The 16,912-nt window shown below is 52.2% G+C and carries 14 protein-coding genes and 2 pseudogenes; 3 read left to right on the forward strand and 13 right to left on the reverse strand.

The features are described 5' to 3' along the window. Positions 1-25: 25 nt before the first annotated feature. The 10 genes from O71_RS09650 to O71_RS09685 all read right to left on the reverse strand — a co-directional run bounded on the left by O71_RS09650 (position 26) and on the right by O71_RS09685 (position 8,564). A complete protein-coding gene (locus tag O71_RS09650) occupies positions 26-1,252 on the reverse strand; it encodes an exonuclease SbcCD subunit D C-terminal domain-containing protein (protein ID WP_007655975.1) in 1,227 nt (408 codons plus the stop codon). 270 nt (positions 1,253-1,522) lie between these two features. Beyond that, positions 1,523-1,945: a hypothetical protein gene (locus tag O71_RS09655; protein ID WP_007655977.1), complete on the reverse strand. Its 423-nt coding sequence runs from the start codon at positions 1,943-1,945 to the stop codon at positions 1,523-1,525. Positions 1,946-2,022: 77 nt separating this feature from the next. Further along, entirely contained in the window at positions 2,023-2,418 is a 396-nt protein-coding gene (locus tag O71_RS09660; protein WP_155800755.1) for a rhodanese-like domain-containing protein, read from the reverse strand. A gap of 123 nt (positions 2,419-2,541) precedes the next feature. After that, the gene (locus tag O71_RS09665) at positions 2,542-2,850 is read right to left on the reverse strand and encodes a helix-turn-helix transcriptional regulator (RefSeq protein WP_007655982.1); all 309 of its coding nucleotides are present in this window, start codon (positions 2,848-2,850) and stop codon (positions 2,542-2,544) included. A gap of 152 nt (positions 2,851-3,002) precedes the next feature. After that, positions 3,003-4,511 carry a catalase gene (locus tag O71_RS09670; RefSeq protein ID WP_007655984.1) on the reverse strand — a complete coding sequence of 503 codons (1,509 nt, stop codon included), beginning with the start codon at positions 4,509-4,511 and terminating at the stop codon, positions 3,003-3,005. A 119-nt stretch (positions 4,512-4,630) separates the two neighbouring features. After that, on the reverse strand, positions 4,631-5,581 hold the full coding sequence (locus O71_RS09675; RefSeq protein WP_007655986.1) for a YeiH family protein: 951 nt from the start codon (positions 5,579-5,581) through the stop codon (positions 4,631-4,633). A 77-nt stretch (positions 5,582-5,658) separates the two neighbouring features. Continuing rightward, positions 5,659-6,807, reverse strand: a complete 1,149-nt coding sequence (locus O71_RS09680) for a BamA/TamA family outer membrane protein (RefSeq protein ID WP_040574089.1) — start codon at positions 6,805-6,807, stop codon at positions 5,659-5,661. Between the two features lie 54 nt (positions 6,808-6,861). Continuing rightward, positions 6,862-7,119 carry a hypothetical protein gene (locus tag O71_RS23840; protein ID WP_155800757.1) on the reverse strand — a complete coding sequence of 86 codons (258 nt, stop codon included), beginning with the start codon at positions 7,117-7,119 and terminating at the stop codon, positions 6,862-6,864. A gap of 310 nt (positions 7,120-7,429) precedes the next feature. Continuing rightward, a complete protein-coding gene (locus tag O71_RS25535) occupies positions 7,430-7,921 on the reverse strand; it encodes a BamA/TamA family outer membrane protein (protein WP_237717792.1) in 492 nt (163 codons plus the stop codon). Beyond that, positions 7,824-8,564, reverse strand: coding sequence for a hypothetical protein (locus O71_RS09685; protein WP_007655994.1), 741 nt, complete (start codon positions 8,562-8,564; stop codon positions 7,824-7,826). The genes O71_RS25535 and O71_RS09685 overlap by 98 nt, the downstream gene beginning before the upstream one ends. A 228-nt stretch (positions 8,565-8,792) precedes the next feature. Here O71_RS09685 and O71_RS09690 point away from each other — a divergent pair. The 3 genes and pseudogenes from O71_RS09690 (at position 8,793) to O71_RS09695 (ending at position 13,251) form a co-directional block, all read left to right on the forward strand. Continuing rightward, positions 8,793-11,821 (forward strand): annotated as a pseudogene (locus O71_RS09690) (amidohydrolase family protein). A gap of 99 nt (positions 11,822-11,920) precedes the next feature. After that, positions 11,921-12,124 (forward strand): hypothetical protein, encoded by a 204-nt coding sequence (locus O71_RS25540; RefSeq protein WP_237717790.1) that lies wholly within the window; start codon positions 11,921-11,923, stop codon positions 12,122-12,124. 26 nt (positions 12,125-12,150) lie between these two features. Further along, positions 12,151-13,251 (forward strand): amidohydrolase family protein, encoded by a 1,101-nt coding sequence (locus O71_RS09695; protein ID WP_237717791.1) that lies wholly within the window; start codon positions 12,151-12,153, stop codon positions 13,249-13,251. 62 nt (positions 13,252-13,313) lie between these two features. Here O71_RS09695 and O71_RS09700 read toward each other — a convergent pair whose 3' ends face one another. The 3 genes and pseudogenes from O71_RS09700 to O71_RS09710 all read right to left on the reverse strand — a co-directional run bounded on the left by O71_RS09700 (position 13,314) and on the right by O71_RS09710 (position 16,896). Next, entirely contained in the window at positions 13,314-15,419 is a 2,106-nt protein-coding gene (locus tag O71_RS09700; protein WP_071530869.1) for a ComEC/Rec2 family competence protein, read from the reverse strand. Beyond that, positions 15,376-15,741, reverse strand: coding sequence for a GNAT family N-acetyltransferase (locus tag O71_RS09705; RefSeq protein ID WP_007656004.1), 366 nt, complete (start codon positions 15,739-15,741; stop codon positions 15,376-15,378). The genes O71_RS09700 and O71_RS09705 overlap by 44 nt, the downstream gene beginning before the upstream one ends. Before the next feature lie 127 nt (positions 15,742-15,868). Then, positions 15,869-16,896: pseudogene (locus O71_RS09710) on the reverse strand (PhoH family protein). Between the last annotated feature and the right edge of the window lie 16 nt (positions 16,897-16,912).

Genomic DNA, 16,912 nt, shown 5'->3' on the forward strand with positions numbered 1-16,912 from the left:
TTTGTTGTGAACTTCCAGGGAGAAGCTACACCTCTTCCTGTCGCATTAACTCCAGCAGCTCCGCAAAAGTGTTTCGGAGCTCGGTATGGTCGCTCTCTGGAAAGGCGCTTTCGCAGCGCTTCAGAAACACGTCTTTCTCGCTTAAAGTATGCAGGTCCACTTCTTCACGGACTTCCTGCTCCAGGGTTTTTCGGGCAGTCTTGATGATGGGCGGACGGTGGATCAGCAGGTGCAGCTCGGCGCTTTTCAGTTGCAGCACTTCTTCCAGTTGCTGGTTCAGGTCAGGTATAGGGGCATCTAATTCAACCTGTAATTCGGCCCAGGCAGGTAAGTTGTAGCCGCTGTTATCGTATACAGCAATTTTCTGTTTTACTTCTTCGAGCTCTCCTTTAAAACGCACCAATTTGCGGCAGACAGGTATAGCGATCTCTTTCAGGTCGGTAAGTTTTCCGCCTTCAAAGTCGAGCACATAGACAACTTTCTTGTCCGTTACTTCACTGAAGCTAAGCTGTATAGGGGAGCCGGAGTAGCGGATGTGGTGCGCCTTGTTGACCTGCTGCGGACGGTGCAGGTGACCGAGGGCCACATATTCAAACTCTTTCGGGAATTGGTCTGCCCCGATCTGGCCGAGGTTGCCCACGTGGATCTCCTTTTCGCTGTCGGAGGCGGAGCCGCCGGCGGCAAACAAATGGCCCATCGCTACTACTGGTATACCTTGCGCTTTGTAAGGCTGTACATGCGGCACAAAGGCGGCGTAATGAGCAGCTATACCTTGCTTGATGCGCTGTTCCCGCTCCTCGTAGCTTTCACCGGGTACGGAAAGGCGCACGTCGCGGTCACGCAGGAAAGGTACGGCACACACAGCCAGCTCCAGTTGACCGTTTTCGTCCCGCAGCTCGATCAGTTCATCCAGCAGATCAGCAGTAGCGCCGCCTATCACTTTTATGTTAAAGCAGTCGAGGAGTTCTTTGGGTGCATTGAGCGTGGAAACAGAATCATGGTTGCCACCTGTGATAATGATATGGCGGCAGCAGGTTGCGCATACCCTGGTCAGGAAGTTGTAGTATTGGCGCAGGGCTGTGTTGGAGGGAGTACCCGTGTCAAACACATCGCCGGCCATTAGGAGCACCTCAACCTTTTCGGCTTCAATGGTTTGCAGGAGCCAGTCCAGGAAATGCTGGTGTTCTTCGGTACGTTCGAGGTTAACGAGTCGCTGGCCGAGGTGCCAGTCTGAAGTGTGTAGTACGCGCATATCCCTATTCCTTTCTCCTTTGCACCACAAGTTACATTAAGGTATACCTATACTGCAAGTTTGGGATATAATTTTTTCCGGATCAGGTATAGCGGTTTTTCTATATAAAACGGGTTTAGCAAATGAAGGGAAAGTAAAGCAATCTGGTCAAAAGGAAAGTAAGGGTTATAAAGCTGGTCAATCCCGGATACTTAAAGAGAGGGTAGAACGAGGGAATAACAGTTAGTTAGCAGACCAAAATGCAGGAAACCAGGTATAGCTGAAGCGGCCTTATTCGTTGATCCAAGCCAGTGCATCCTTCTGGCTGGAGAAGTTCTTGAATAAAAACTGGTTTATGTTCTGAGCCTCCGCACGGGTGGCGACAGCTTCGAGAGCTAACTTGGCGAACAGGCTGCTTGGCAGCACTCTGGCCAATTTTTGAAGCCGGGTCTGAGAAAGCAGTTCGTAAAAGGTGGTGGACATCCACTCTTTTGTAGGGGCATCCAACATGGTCAGGCGCTCCGCATTGGCCACTGCTCTGGTGATTCCTGTATCGCGAAGGGCTTCATAAAGTTTAGTGCCTCCCGCAATCATCTCGTCTTTGTTCACAGCCCGTTGCCACTCTGCCAGCAACAGATTATTCTCCTTATCAATCTCTATCTTATAGAAATCAGAAGAATATAATGTCTGGAATGGAAATGGTTTTAGCAGCATCGAATCAGATAAATCATGTAAAGATACGCATAAATGCTAGGTGACGTTCATGCTGCTGTACCACATGCATAAAATAATTACTCTTTTATTGGCAGACCAGCGGCTTTCAGGTCCGAATAGCCCCCTATGTTATAAACGTTCTTAAAGCCGGCTTCTTCCATGAGTTTGGCTGCTTTGCCGCTTCGGTTGCCGCTGGCGCAGTACATGTAGTAGGTTTTGTCCTTGTCCCAGTTCTGCATTTGTTTTTCAAACTCCCCGCTCAGGAAGTCGGCGTGCTGTGTTTTTTCGAGGTGTCCTGCTTCAAACTCAGCAGGAGTGCGCACATCAACCAGCACAACTTCTTGGTTGTCGATCTTTTCATGGTGCTCTTTGTATTCGGTGGCCGAAATGGTTTTTACTATGCCGTCGCTCTGTTGTGGGCTGGTACAGCTCATCAGGCTGGTGGCTAATAAGGTTATTAAGAATAGTTTCATAAGGATGATGGATTAACCTGTGTTATAATAAACGAAAGTGAGCAGTTTTTGGTACTCCTACACATTCTGTTTCCAAATCAGAAAGTAATTATATGAAAATAATTTCATTTCTGAATACTGAGCTTATTGCGTGGACTTGCAGCCTTTGATGCACTCAATGATATTGGAAATGCTAGAGTCGGTGAGAAAATAAAACACATTCTTGCCCTGGCGGCGGGTTTCCACAAGTCCTTTGTCACGCATATTGGTGAGGTGATGGGAGAGTAACGACTGTTCGATTTCCAGTACTTCCTGCAGCTGGCTCACGGTGAGCTGCTCCTCCTGCTCCAGCAAGTCAATAATACTGATGCGCACCGGGTGTGCTACGCATTTCAGGACATAGGCTGTTCGCTCCAGTTTTTTCTTATCTACCCTTACTTTAAGGTCGGTCATTTAAGTTCAAATAATAGGTAATTGGAATACATGATCATTTATTCATGTATAAAATTTAATACAATTTTAACCTGCATTAGGTTCCGGCTGTAAAATAGAAAAGCCGGCACAAGGGCCGGCTTTTCCATAGCACAAAATAAAACGTGTCAGTATTAGTTGGCGTGTACGCTGCCGCCCGCAAAGGAGCTCACATCCACACCCAATCCCTGCGCTATACCCAGTCCAAGACCGATGTCGGCGCGGAAGAAGTGACACAGCTGACGGTTTATAATCTCTGCCCGCTTCGGTCCGTCTATACCTTGCATGGCTCCCACGATGTTGCTGATGGTGTTTTTCTTCTCTTCCGGCGTCATCAAACGGAACAGATCGCCCGGCTGAGTATAATGGTCGTTCTCGCCTTCGGCGTTGCGGTCGTACCAGTCGGCCACTACGTTAGTGCCCAGGTTCTGGGCCGGCTCCTTGTAGCTCTGGTCTGCCTTGATGTTATCGAAAGAGTTCGGGAAGTAGTTCGGGGCGCTGCCACCGTTGCCGTCCACCCGCATGGCGCCGTCGCGCTGGTAGTTGTTCACTGCAAACGGACAACGGTTCACCGGTATCTGCTCGTAGTTCGCGCCGATGCGGTAGCGGTGTGCATCCGGGTAAGATAGGATACGACCCTGCAGCATGCGGTCAGGCGAGAAGCCGATACCGTCCACGAGGTGCGCTGGTGCGAAAGCAGCCTGTTCTACGTGCGCGAAATAGTTGTCTGGGTTTTCGTTCAGCTCGAGCACACCCACATCGATCAGCGGATAGTCCTTCTGTGACCACACCTTGGTCAGGTCAAACGGATTCCACTTGTAGGTAGCGGCTTCAGCCTCCGGCATGATCTGTACTTTCAGAGCCCAGCGCGGGAAGTCACCGCGGTCAATGGCCTCCACCAGGTCGCGCTGCGCCTGGTCAGGGTCCATTCCTTTCATGACAGTGGCTTCGGAGTCAGTGAAGTTTTGGATGCCCTGTAGCGTCTTGAAGTGGAATTTCACGAAGAAGCGCTCGTTTTCTTTGTTGATGAACGAGAAGGTATGGCTGCCGAAGCCGTGCATGTGGCGGTAGGAAAATGGCGTACCACGGTCGCTCATCAGGATCACCACCTGGTGCAGACTCTCGGGGTTCAGTGACCAGAAATCCCACATCATGGTTGCGCTCTTGGTATTGGTGCGCGGATCACGCTTCTGGGTATGGATAAAGTCCGGGAATTTCTTCGGGTCTTTGATGAAGAACACCGGGGTGTTGTTGCCCACGAGGTCCCAGTTGCCGTCTTCGGTATAGAACTTCACGGCAAAGCCACGCGGGTCACGCTCAGAGTCGGCGCTGCCTTTTTCGCCACCTACCGTGGAGAAGCGCAGGAAGACACGGGTCTTTTTGCCGATCTCGCTGAAAAGCTTGGCTTTGGTGTATTTGGTGATGTCGTGTGTAACGGTGAAGGTGCCGTAAGCACCGGAGCCTTTGGCATGCACGACACGCTCAGGTATACGCTCGCGGTTGAAGTGCGCCAGCTTTTCGTGCAGAATAAAGTCTTCGAGCAGGATCGGGCCGCGCGGACCGGCTGTCATGCTGTTTTCGTGCTCGTAATAAGGTTTGCCAGAGGCAGTGGTCAGTTTCTGATATGGATTCTCGTTGCTCATATAGGTAAGGGTTTTTGAGATTTCTGCTGAATTGATACCTCAAAAGTATAGCCCTACGCTATATAGTTCAAATCGATTAATTTTATGATGTGATAGAATATGTTTATAAAGTGGGTTTGTTAGCCTAAACCGTAGATAATTGCCAGCGATGAAGTCGAAATAATTAACCACAGGATCACTCCCTGCCAGAAGGGCTTTGGACTAATGGCTCTTAATGCGGTCAAACTGATGTTGGCACCAATCAAAAACAGACTGAGCAGTAACCCTTTCTTTGCCAGCATAACGATAGAAGGAGAAACAACCTCCATGGCTGGTATAAACGTGCTGATCACGGATGCCAGCACAAAAAGCAGAATGAATGCCGGGATACTCAGCTTCTTTTTCCCATCCTTGAACATCAGGCTGGAGAGCAGGACCAGCGGAACGATCCACAGCGCCCGGGTTAGTTTGAGGGTGGTGGCGATCTGCAAAGCTTCGTCGCCGAAGCGGGTGGCGGCACCTACCACTGAACTGGTATCGTGAATGGCAATGGCCGCCCAGATGCCGAACTGTTCCTGAGACAACCCAAGTGCCTGGCCGATGGGTGGGAAAACGAAAAGCGCAACGGCATTGAGCACAAATACGATCCCCAGCGCTACCGATATTTCCTGATCGTTGGCCTTGATAGCTGGTGCCACCGCCGCAATGGCGCTGCCTCCGCAGATGGCCGTGCCCGATGAAACCAGGTGCGTAAGACGGGGAGGGGTATAGAACAGTTTTCCCAGCAGCAGACCGATGACCATAGTGGCAGCCAGCGAAAACAAGGTATAGACGATACCGATCAAACCGGTTTCAGCCACCTGATACAAGTCGATGCCGAAGCCTAAGCCTACCACCGCAGCCTGCAACAGGTACTTTGAAATTTTGCCGGTATACGCCTTAAACGGATTGCCCAGCAGCAGACCAACCACCAAACCAGCCGCCAGTGCCATCGCCGAGTTGAGCAGCGACGTGAACAGGATCAGGAGTGCAAGTGAGATGAAGATCGTTTTCTGGAGCAGGGTAGAAGTCAGCGGGAAAAGTTTGGGCATGCTTGTAGCGGCGTTTGGCTTATCGCAGACAAATCTACGCTTCTTTCCAATTTAAGTATGTGACTTTTGTCGCATAACTAAAAAGCCTCGCCGATCATCACATAGAAATTCATGCCTTCGCGCCCATACCCGATTTCTGCCCGGATGTTGAGCTTTTGCTCCGGGTTAAGGGCGTAGCGCAATCCTGAGCCGATGGAGTATTTCAATGTAGAGAAACTGACGTCTTTCGGTTTGTCGAACACATCGCCTACACCTGCAAAGGCCGCCATGCCGAAGCGCCAGAACAGTGGGAAACGGTACTCCAGCTGCGTGCCTGCAAAGTTGTCTTCGAGGAAGCGGTTTTTAGCATAGCCTCTCAGGATGCGGTCGCCGCCGGCCATGGCCATACGCATGACAGGTATGTCGCCATTATTTAAGTTGAAACTCATGTTGTGGGCGAGAATGTGATTCGGCTTCAGCTGGAAATATTTGCGGAAGTCGAAGTTGAAATTACTGTAGCCGAAGTCCCCGCCGAAGGTACTGCCAAAGCGGTAGCCGGACATCTCGAGGTAAGTACCGCTACTGGCAAAGGCCACGTTATCGCGACTGTCGAGCAGGAAGACCAGTCCCATACCGCTGTTCAGGCCACCCTGATAGCCGGGAATCTGTTGCGTGAGCAGTTGGCTCTCGCGGTCTTGGTTGATGGGATTGAGCTGCAGGTCGTAATAATTGGCAATCTGAAAATCCGGACCCAGGAAAGTTCTTGCTCCAACCTTCTTTAAAGCTGCCAGTCGGGCACTTACATAATCGTATTCATAGATCTCCTCGTCTGACAACGGGGTGTCGTTGCCGATGCCATAAAAGCGGTCGGTGTATACCCGGTGTCGCAGTTCGCCACGCAGCAGGTACTTTTCGTCGCGCGTGAAGATGGTCCAGTCCAGCAGCTGGTCGGTTTGCTTGCGCAAGGTATAGTCCGCAATAAGACGCACCTGTGAGAGGCGGGTATAGCCTTCGTCTTCACTGTTCTTCAGTTTGAAAAAGCCGAGCAGCGCTGCTCCAAATCCTAGTCGTGTGTCGGGGGTATAGTAGAGCACGGGTATAGGTATAAGCCCCCGTGTCTTCTCAGCCTTCGGAGGCATGGTGTCAGGTATAGCGTCGGCGGGTTGGTCCTGCGCCATTGCACGGTTAGTTGCGCCCAATAGCAAACAAAGTCCCAGCAAGCAGCTGGCAATTGCATGTCGTTTCATAAAACCAGCAAGGTATAAGGTGAGGGGCGGGTTCTGTGTTATAACAGGTATAAATCAGGACTTTGCCTGTAGAAATGTAATGAAGTTTAAGGGATTTTTGCTAGTAGAGTGAGGGATTTTTTTGCCTGTCCGGCGGAGGGAGGTTGTGTTGCAGGTATAGCTGGTATGGAGGGAGCGTACACGCTCGACCACTTGTGAATTTTGCCCTCGCTCGCGTCCCGCGAGTGTGAGGTATAAGGAGGCCTCTGGCCGCTGGGGAGTCTTGGTGTTGCGGCGGCGGCTGGCTAGGTATAGCATCCTGAGTTGTTTCATAGCTTGCCCTGGCCGGGCGGGCCTTACTTTTTGTCTTGACACAAATCGAGGGCCCCTACCCCCACTCGCTGAACGCTCAAACAGTGGAGTGTCAAAGGGCGCACCTAGCCAAAGCGATTTGTTTTATAGCTACCGTGCAAGTTAGTCTTGCTATACCTGCCAGTGGTGCGTGCTGCTACAGAAACTACAGCGCCTATACCTATGGAGATGCAGTAGCCAAAAAGTCTCCCTTTGAAAGGGGCAGGGGGATGACAATCGTGCACAGCTCCTTCCCCTGTTTTGTGGATAGGGGCCCTCTTTAATCCTGATCCTAAAAAGCTTCCCCAATCATCAGGTACACATTAAACCCTTCTCGGCCATACCCTATATCTAGTCTCGAATTGAGTTTTTGTTCAGGCCTGATCGCGTACCTCAAACCTGTGCCGATAGAGTATTTGATCGTTGAAAGGCTAATGTCTTCCGGTTTGTCGAACACGTCGCCTATACCTGCGAAAGCGGCCGCTCCCAGTCGCCAGAAGAGTGGGAAGCGGTACTCCACCTGCGAGCCTACAAAATGGTCGTCGTGGAAGCGGTTGCGGGCGTAGCCTCTAAGTAACTTGTCGCCGCCGGCAGTGGCCAGGCGCTGTACCGGTACGTCACCCTCGTTTAGGCGCAGCATGGTGTTAGTGGCCAGTACGCGGTCCTTGCCCAGTCCATAGTAGCGGTTAAATTCCAGGTTGAAGTTGTTGTAGCGGAAGTCGCTGCCAAAAGTCTTGCCGAAGTGATAGCCTGTAGATTTCCAGGTAAAAACCTTTGCTCGGATAGGCCGTGCTGTTGCGGTGGTCAATCAGGAAGATGGCACCCAAACCCACATTGCGGCCCGTCTTGTAGCCGGGAATCTGTTGAGAGAGCAGCTGACTGCCTTCTTCCAGTTCCACATCATAATACTCCGTGAATTGCAGGTCTGGCCCCAGGAAGCTGCGAAAACCTACGTTCTTAAGCACCGCAATTTTGGCGCTAATCATGTCATAGTCATACAGCTCGCGATCCTCTTCACGCGTGTCGTTGCCGATGCCGTAGAAGCGGTCGGTGTAAATGCGATGCCTGAGCTCACCGCGCAGCATCAGGCGCTCTTCCCGTGTGAAGATGTTCCAATACAGCCACTGGTCCGTCTGCTTGTTCAGGGTATAATCCACCACCAGTCGGGCCAGCGAAAGACGGGTATAGGTGGTGTCGGTATAGCTGCGGAGGCGGAAGTAACCCAATAGTGAGGCTCCAAAGCCAAGACGTGTGTCCGGGGTATAATAGATGACAGGCGCAGGTATAAGCCCTTTAACGCTGCGTCGTTCCGGCTCCGGCGGATTCGAGGTTTTTTCTTCGGTGGTTTGCTCCTGCGCCAGGGCAGGTATAGGATTTAGCAGTGTGAATAAAAACAGCGGGAGAATGAAGTATAGGTATAAGCGCATGCAGGCCTTGGTTCAATAGGGTTCAAAATATTAGGAGTACATACGTAAAGTACTCTTTCGGGTATAAACCAAATAAGAACAGTCTTGTTTTGTTAATGTCTATACATTGAAATAGATCTATTTGTGGTGATTGTGAATATTTTAACAGCTTTGCGCGTGGAATTTTAGACGGAAGATGGCTATATTGTGTGTTTAAATCTAAACTACTCAATCACCTTAATCTGACACATGAGAAAAATCTTAACCATTGCAGCCTGTCTCGCTTTGGGAGCAGCAGGTAGTGCGATGGCGCAGGAGACCTTTCCGCGCAATGGCGTGTATGATGAACGCAGCGGTCTTGTCGCGCTCACCAACGCCACCATCCACACCGATTACAAAACTAAAATCGAAAACGCGACTCTCCTGATCCGAAACGGAAAAGTAGAAGCTGTGGGCACTAAGGTACAGGTGCCTGCCGGTGCCGTGGTAGTCGATGCCAAAGGCAAACACATCTACCGGGTCTGGTGGATATGTTCACCAGCTATGGTCTGCCGGAGGTAAAAGTGGAGCGCCGCAGCTGGATGTCCCCTCCGCAGGAGGAGTCTACGAAGCAGGGAGCCTTCAACTGGAACCAGGCCATTCGTCCGGAAACCAATGCTGTGGAGCTCTTTAAAGTAGACAAAAAGCAGGCTGAGGAAATGCGCAAGCTGGGCTTCGGTACCGTGCTGGCCGTGCACCGCGACGGTATAGCCCGCGGTACGGCTACGCTGGTAACACTGGCTGACAAGCGAGAAAATGAAGTGATCCTGCTCGACAAGGCTGCTGGTGCACTTTCATTTGAGAAAGGCTCTTCGCCGCAGGATTACCCGAACTCACTGATGGGTTCTATCGCCCTGTTGCGTCAGACTTACCTCGATGCGCAGTGGAACAACATGAACCCGGGCCGTGAGCAGAACATCTCGCTGGCGGCTTTCACGGGTGCCAACAACTATCCGCAGATTTTTGAAGCCAACAGCAAGCTGAACCTGCTGCGTGCCGATAAAGTGGGCGACGAGTTCAAGAAGCAATACATCATCAAAGGTGGCGGCGACGAGTACCAGATGATCAAGGAGATCAAGGCGACCAACGCCCCGATCATCGTGCCGCTTAACTTCCCGGAGGCGTACAATGTGGAGGACCCGTATGACGCCCGCCGTGTGCCGCTCGACGCCATGAAGCACTGGGAAATGGCTCCGTCCAACCCGGCAGCTTTGCAGAAGGCAGGTATACCGTTCGCCTTCACCACAGCCGACCTCAAAGACAAAAAAGACTTCCTGCCAAACCTGCGCAAGGCCATTGAGTACGGTCTGTCAGAAGAAGAAGCCCTAAAAGCTTTGACTGCCACTCCGGCTCAGCTCCTGAAAGCCGACAAGCACGTAGGTAGCCTCGACAAAGGCAAACTGGCCAACTTCATCATCACCAGCGGCAACCTGTTTGCTGAAGACAATGTGATCCTGGAGAACTGGGTGCAGGGCAATCAATACAAGATCACCGAAGTCCCAGCAGACTACAGAGGTGTGTATACCCTGAAGATCGGGCAGCAGCCGGAGCGTAAACTGCAGATTGCCGGTACACCTGAGAAGCCGGAACTGAAAGTGATCGGTCAGGACACCGTGACAGGAAAGATCTCTGTTAGCGGCAACCTGGTAACCCTGTCATTCACTAAAGACAAGAAGAGTAAAGAGACTATCCGCCTGAGCGGCTGGTATGCTGATAAGAACCTGCAGGGCGAAGGCCAGTTGCCGGACGCAACGCCGGTGAAATGGAATGCGAAGTTCTCAGAAGCAATGACCGAGAAAGCGAAGAAAGACGCTGCCAAAGAAGCCAAGCAGGCACTGGAGCTCGGCAACATGATCTATCCGTTCCAGGCTTTCGGTCAGGCTGAACTGCCAAAGCAGGAGACGGTGCTGATCAAGAATGCCACGGTATGGACGAACGAGAAAGAAGGTATCCTGCAGAACACTGACGTGGTGCTGAAGAACGGCAAGATCGCGAAAGTTGGCAAGAACCTGAGCGAGTCTGGCGCCCGTGTGATTGACGGCACTGGCAAGCACCTGACAGCCGGTATCATTGACGAGCACTCGCACATTGCGTTGCAGGGAGTGAACGAAGGTACGCAGGCGGTAACTGCCGAAGTACGCATGATGGACGTGGTGAACCACGAAGACCCGAACATTTACCGTCAGCTGGCTGGTGGTGTTACGACTTCGCAATTGCTGCACGGTTCTGCCAACCCAATTGGTGGTCAGTCGGCCATTATTAAACTGCGCTGGGGCAAGAGCCCGGAGGAGCTGTTTGTGGAGAACGCCGACGGCTTCATCAAATTCGCCTTAGGTGAGAACGTGAAGCACTCCAACCGCGCACCTTCGCACAACGTGCGCTTCCCGCAGACCCGTATGGGTGTGGAGCAGGTATACGTAGACGCTTTCCAGCGTGCCAAGGAGTATAAGCAGGCCTGGGCAGACTACAACAAAATGTCGAAGAAGCAGAAAGCCGCGGCCAGCGAGCCGCGTCGCGACATTGAGTTGGAGACACTGGTAGAAATCCTGGACGGCAAGCGCCACATCACCTGTCACTCTTACGTGCAATCTGAGATCAACATGATGATCAAGGTAGCCGACCAGATGGGCTTCAAAGTAAACACATTTACGCACATCCTGGAAGGCTATAAAGTAGCCGACAAAATGCGTGACCACGGAGCCGGCGGCTCTACCTTCGCTGACTGGTGGGCTTACAAAATGGAGGTGAAAGACGCGATTCCACAGAACGCAGGTATCATGCACAAGCTGGGCGTGACTACTGCCATCAACTCTGATGACGCCGAGATGGCCCGTCGTCTGAACCAGGAAGCTGCCAAGAGCGTGAAGTACGCTGGTGTGAGCGAAGAGGAAGCCCTGAAAATGGTGACGCTGAACCCAGCTAAACTGCTTCACCTGGATGATCGCATGGGTAGCATTAAAGCAGGTAAAGACGCTGACGTGGTGCTGTGGAACAACCACCCGCTGTCGATCTACGCCCGTGCCGAGAAGACTTTTGTGGACGGTATCGCTTACTACGACCTGGAGCGTGACACGCAGCTGCGCACTGAGCTGGAGAAAGAGCGTATGCGCCTTGTTCAGAAGATGCTGCAGGCTAAAACCTCTGGTGCCAGAACACAGGCGCCTCCAAGAGGCCGCGCTGCTGTGGTACACTGCGAAGACGTAGAGCACCACGAGGAAGAGGATTTCCTGGCTTACTAAATGGTTAAATTGTTAAATGGCTAAATTGCTGTTTTGGAATTGAGGGAATCGCACCGCGAACCAACAATTTAACAATACAGCAATGCAACAATTAAAGAGATGAAAATTCACAAGAGATATATTTCAGCTTTCGTGGCGCTTATGCTGAGTGTGCCTGCCTTTGCGCAGGTGCCGGTGCCGGCTGCGAAGCAAAGCAAGCCTGTGTTGCTGACAGGCGCTACCCTGCACGTGGGTAACGGCAAAGTGGTGGAGAATGCCGCCGTTGGCTTTGATAATGGCAAGATCACCTACGCGGGCCACTGAGTGGTGCGAACCGCAATGGCCACGAAGTGATCGACGTAGCCGGGCAGCACATCTACCCAGGCCTGATCCAGCCAAACGCACAACTTGGCCTGAACGAGATTGAGAGTGTGCGAGCTACACTCGACATGCGCGAAGTTGGACAGTTTAACCCGAACGTGCGTGCTGTGGTGGCCTACAACACCGACTCTGACATCGTGCCGACCATTCGTGCCAACGGCGTTTTGATGACGCAGGTAACACCGGTGGGCGGAACCATTTCCGGCTCGTCTTCAGTGGTGCAATTGGATGCCTGGAACTGGGAAGATGCCATCGTGAAAGCCGACATAGGTATTCACCTGAGCTGGCCAAACATGATCATTAACACAGGGGGCGCTCCGAACCCGCGCATGGCCAACATGGGCCAGCAGCGCGAAGAAGCCATTGCTGAACTGGGCCAGTTGCTTCGCGATGCCTCGGTATACAAGCAGGCTAAAAACGAAAAAGAAAACCTGAAGCTCACTTCGCTGAACGGTCTGTTCGATGGCTCTAAAAAGCTATACCTGCATGCCAACTATGGCAAGGAGATCATTGAAGGCGTGAACTTCGTGAAGCAGCACGGCGTGAAGGACATCGTGGTGGTAGGTGCCCGTGACGCGGTTGCCGTTGCCGATTTCCTGAAGGCAAATAACATTGCCGTGATCTACTCAGGCGTACATGCCCTGCCTTCCCGTTCTGACGAAGATGTGGACATGCCTTACAAGACACCTTACCTGTTGCAGCAGGCCGGTATACCTTTCGCACTCGACTACGACCTGAGCACGCACGGTATCCGCAACCTGCCTTTCATTGCCGGTACAGCCGTAGCCCACGGTCTGGACAAAGAGCAGGCGCTGGCCGCCATCACGCTCAACACGGCGAAGATCTTAGGTATAGACAAGCAGGTAGGTTCTGTTGAGGTAGGCAAAGACGCGACCATCGTAGTTTCTGCCGGCGACATCCTGGACATGCGCACCAACAACGTAACACACGCTTTCATCCAGGGCCGCAAGATCGACCTGAACGACAAGCAGAAGTACCTCTACGAGAAGTTCAACGGCAAGTACCAGACTGAGCAGCCCGTAACTACAGGTCCGAAAGCACAGAATTAAAATATCTACTCTCACCTTAAGCAGGAAAGCGCTGTCATGTAGTGACAGCGCTTTTTTTTGTTTTACAACTCCACCACCAACGCTCCTTTCTCCGTCACATCATAAAACGGTATCCCCGCCTCCGCTAACTGTGGCTTCAGGCGCTGGAGGTACCAGGGGGCGTTGGAGGCGTCGAGTATGAGTTGCTTGAAGCGGAAAGGCTGTAGCTCCTCGGGTTTTATGCGGACGTTCTGCGTGAGCAGCAGGTAATCCACTTCAAAATCGGGTAGCGGCTGTACTTTGAGAGGTTTTGATACGAGCAGCAGGCGCTTGCCCTGCCATACCAGCAGGCTGTTGCTGTCGGGCAATACAACATGGCTTATACCTGTCGTTGGAGCATTTGCAAGGGTATAGGTGTCGGCTTGCGACACGCCTTTGTGCCAAAGGTAAGGCTGAATGTTGAAGGTATAGATTTGTGGGGCCAGCGGCTGGTTGCTCACCACCGTCGCCTGCTGCCCCTGCAGGAAACTGAAAGCAGTGGCGTTGCGCATGCTATAAACCACAAGGCTGCGCTGGTTTTGCTGTGTTGCTATCTCCATGATTTCCTGCGTCACCAGTACGGCTACAATTACAGTGGCCAGGGCAAAATAGCGCAGCTGTTTGTAAGCGAAGAAGAGAACAAACAATAGAAGCAGGGTATAGAGCAACCAGGTTTGAGAAGCGCTGATGTCGATGCCGTTGATGACAGCCTGTGGCAGCTGATTCACCCGCAGGTTAAACTCGTTCATGGCCCAGGTAATGGAAAAATGAACCTGGAACAGCATCGTGCTGAGCAGCGGTACCCAGGAGAAGAATAGGGCAGCTACACCCGAGTAAAGTACCAATGTAGCGGCAGGCACCACCAGCAGATTGGCCAGCCAGAAGTAGACCGGGAACTGGTGAAAATAGTATAGCCCTAGCGGGAAAGTAGCCAGTTGAGCCGCCAGCGCCGCCGTGAAGAGGGCCCATCCTTTGTCCAGAACCCTGTTGTCGAACTCCAGCAGTCTGTAGAATCTTGGCTGCAGGTATACGATGCCGAGCAGCGCCAGAAAAGAGAGCTGAAAGCCCACCTCCAGCAGGAAATACGGATTATACCACAGCAGTGCAAAAGCAGCTATGGCGAGGGTATTGTAGATGTTGTGCTGTCGCCTGGAAACCATAGCCAGCGTGATCAGACTAAACATGAAAGCAGCCCGAAGCACAGAAGGGGAGAGGCCCGTAATGAAAGCATACAGCCAGAGCACACCCAGAATAACAGCGGCATAAATTACCCGTTGCCTGGTTGTTTTCTTAAAGCCAGCCAGCAGAAAAGCCAGTATCCCATAGATCAGCCCCACATGCAGACCCGATACCGCCAGCACGTGCATGGTGCCGGTCTGGGCATAGGCATCCCGGATGGAATTGTCAAGTTCGTCTTTCACTCCCAGGATCAAGGCAGAAGAAATGCCGTACTCCCGCCGCTCATTGATCGACTCCTTCAGCAAAGCGTCGAGTTGGCGGCGCAGGTATATGCTGAAGTACAGCACCGGGTTTGATGGATCCGATTCGATTTTCTGATACTGGTGCGCCTGCAGAAAATGGCGGTAGTGAATCTGTTTGTTGGCCAGAAAAGCACGGTAGTCGAATTGGTTCGGATTGGCGGGCGGCGCGACAGGTAGCGGTGTGCCTTTGATTAGGAGTCGGTCGCCGTAGCCTAATTCATATTCACGCTGTGAATCGTGGGGCACAGAGAGCTGTACCTTGCCTTCGGCTGCTTGCCAGTGACCATTTATTTGTACTTGCTCTACCTGCAGTACTGTACTCTGGTAACCAGGCTTCTGCACCACATAATCGTCCACCACACCTGAATAGTAAGCAGGCTGGCTTGACAAATTGCTCAGGTGCTGCGGACGGTGCGAATCGGTATGCAGGTGGGTGACCCACATACCGCCTGCCGCGAAACAGAGGAGGCCGGCTATACCTGCCAGGGTGTTGGCTTCTACCGTTTTCGCCTTGCGTGCGATCAGGTATAGTACCAGGTAGAGGGCAACAAAAAAGGCAAAGAGTTCAGGACTATACCTGAACGCTTTGCCTGTGTGCAGGTACACGAGTATACCTGCTATAAAGCTAAGGACAATGCGAACGAATGGGTAGGGAGCCCACCGTTTCATCAGCCCTTATAAACCATCTTGTAGTGCTGTATGTCGCACTCCGTGAACATGTCGCCTCGGTTACAAAGCCGTGGCGCTTGTAGAAATTGACGGCCGGTAACTGCGCGTTCAGATATACCTTACTGCCAGCATGAGCTGCCTGCACGTCCCGCAGCACGGCCTGCAACAGCGCAGCGCCCACCTGTCGGTTGCGGTAGTCGGCCAGCACAGCAAAGCGCTCCAGCTTTATACCCTGGTCGGTCTGTCGCCAGCGGGCGGCTCCACAGGCTATACCTTCGCAGGTGGCCAGGTAGTGGCGGGCAGGTCGATTCAAACTGATCACGCTCCGCCTCACGTGGTACCTGCTGCTCTTCTACAAATACCTGTTCACGTATGTTGAACGCAGCAGACCTATCCTGCTCGCGTTCAGCACGTATTACCTCAATCATCTTGTGTTATCAGATCAGCTGCTATACCTTCTTTTTGCGGCCATTCACCGATACGGGCTTGCCTTCTTCGGCGGCTTCGGCTTCCAGCTTGGCAGACAGACGTGCCTCGTCAGCCTGTGTATAGGCGTCTACGATGTCACGCACCAGGCGGTGACGCATCACGTCCTCCGGCTGCATCTCGATAAAGCCAATCCCTTTCACGTTACGCAAGGTATGCAGGGCATCGATCAAACCGGACTTCTGTCTGTGCGGCAGGTCAATCTGCGAGCGGTCACCGTTGATCATCACCTTCGAGGTTGGGCCCATACGGGTCAGGAACATCTTGATCTGTGCCGGCGTCGTGTTCTGTGCCTCATCGAGCAACACAAAGGCATTGCTCAGGGTACGGCCACGCATATAAGCCAGCGGCGCGATCTCGATGATCTTGCTTTCCTGGTAATATTTGAGCTTCTCCATCGGGATCATGTCCTCGAGTGCGTCGTAGATCGGGCGCAGATAAGGATCCACCTTCTCTTTCATGTCACCCGGCAGGAAACCCAGATTTTCGCCGGCTTCCACCACAGGGCGGGAGATGATGATCTTCTTCACCTCTTTGTTTTTGAGGGCGCGCACGGCCATCGCCACCGAGATGTAAGTCTTACCGGTACCCGCAGGCCCCAGTGCAAACACCAGGTCATTGTTCTCCACCAGGTCCACCAGTTTTTTCTGGTTTGGCGTCTTGGCTTTGATGATGCCGCCCTTGCTACCGTACACGATTACGTCCGGAGAAGTCACGATTACTTCCTCATCCGTAAAAGGATCAGAAGAAAGGTATCTATTTACGCTGTTATGCGTAATCTTCCCGAACTTGTGATAGTGATCGATCAGCGAAGAAAGGATCTCGTGTATCTTGGTTATCTCAGGCGTCTGGCCTGAATTTTAATTTCGTTACCTCTGGATATGATCTTGCTGCTCGGAAAAGCGGCTGCAAGCTGCTTGATATTCTGATTCTCTGTCCCCAGAAAATCGATAAGAGAGATATTCTCTAATGTTATTACTTTCTCTACCAAATGTTTATGTTATATA

Origin of the sequence: Pontibacter sp. BAB1700 (assembly GCF_000277005.1) — a bacterium.
GTDB lineage: Bacteria > Bacteroidota > Bacteroidia > Cytophagales > Hymenobacteraceae > Pontibacter > Pontibacter lucknowensis.

Coding starts and splice junctions, on each gene's coding strand:
- O71_RS09670 (WP_007655984.1), bottom strand. CDS start 4,511: ATGAGCAACGAGAATCCATATCAGAAACTGACCACTGCCTCTGGCAAA.
- O71_RS09665 (WP_007655982.1), bottom strand. CDS start 2,850: ATGACCGACCTTAAAGTAAGGGTAGATAAGAAAAAACTGGAGCGAACA.
- O71_RS09700 (WP_071530869.1), bottom strand. CDS start 15,419: ATGAAACGGTGGGCTCCCTACCCATTCGTTCGCATTGTCCTTAGCTTT.
- O71_RS23840 (WP_155800757.1), bottom strand. CDS start 7,119: ATGAAACAACTCAGGATGCTATACCTAGCCAGCCGCCGCCGCAACACC.
- O71_RS09660 (WP_155800755.1), bottom strand. CDS start 2,418: ATGAAACTATTCTTAATAACCTTATTAGCCACCAGCCTGATGAGCTGT.
- O71_RS09680 (WP_040574089.1), bottom strand. CDS start 6,807: ATGAAACGACATGCAATTGCCAGCTGCTTGCTGGGACTTTGTTTGCTA.
- O71_RS09655 (WP_007655977.1), bottom strand. CDS start 1,945: ATGCTGCTAAAACCATTTCCATTCCAGACATTATATTCTTCTGATTTC.
- O71_RS09650 (WP_007655975.1), bottom strand. CDS start 1,252: ATGCGCGTACTACACACTTCAGACTGGCACCTCGGCCAGCGACTCGTT.
- O71_RS25540 (WP_237717790.1), top strand. CDS start 11,921: ATGAAAATTCACAAGAGATATATTTCAGCTTTCGTGGCGCTTATGCTG.
- O71_RS09685 (WP_007655994.1), bottom strand. CDS start 8,564: ATGCGCTTATACCTATACTTCATTCTCCCGCTGTTTTTATTCACACTG.
- O71_RS09675 (WP_007655986.1), bottom strand. CDS start 5,581: ATGCCCAAACTTTTCCCGCTGACTTCTACCCTGCTCCAGAAAACGATC.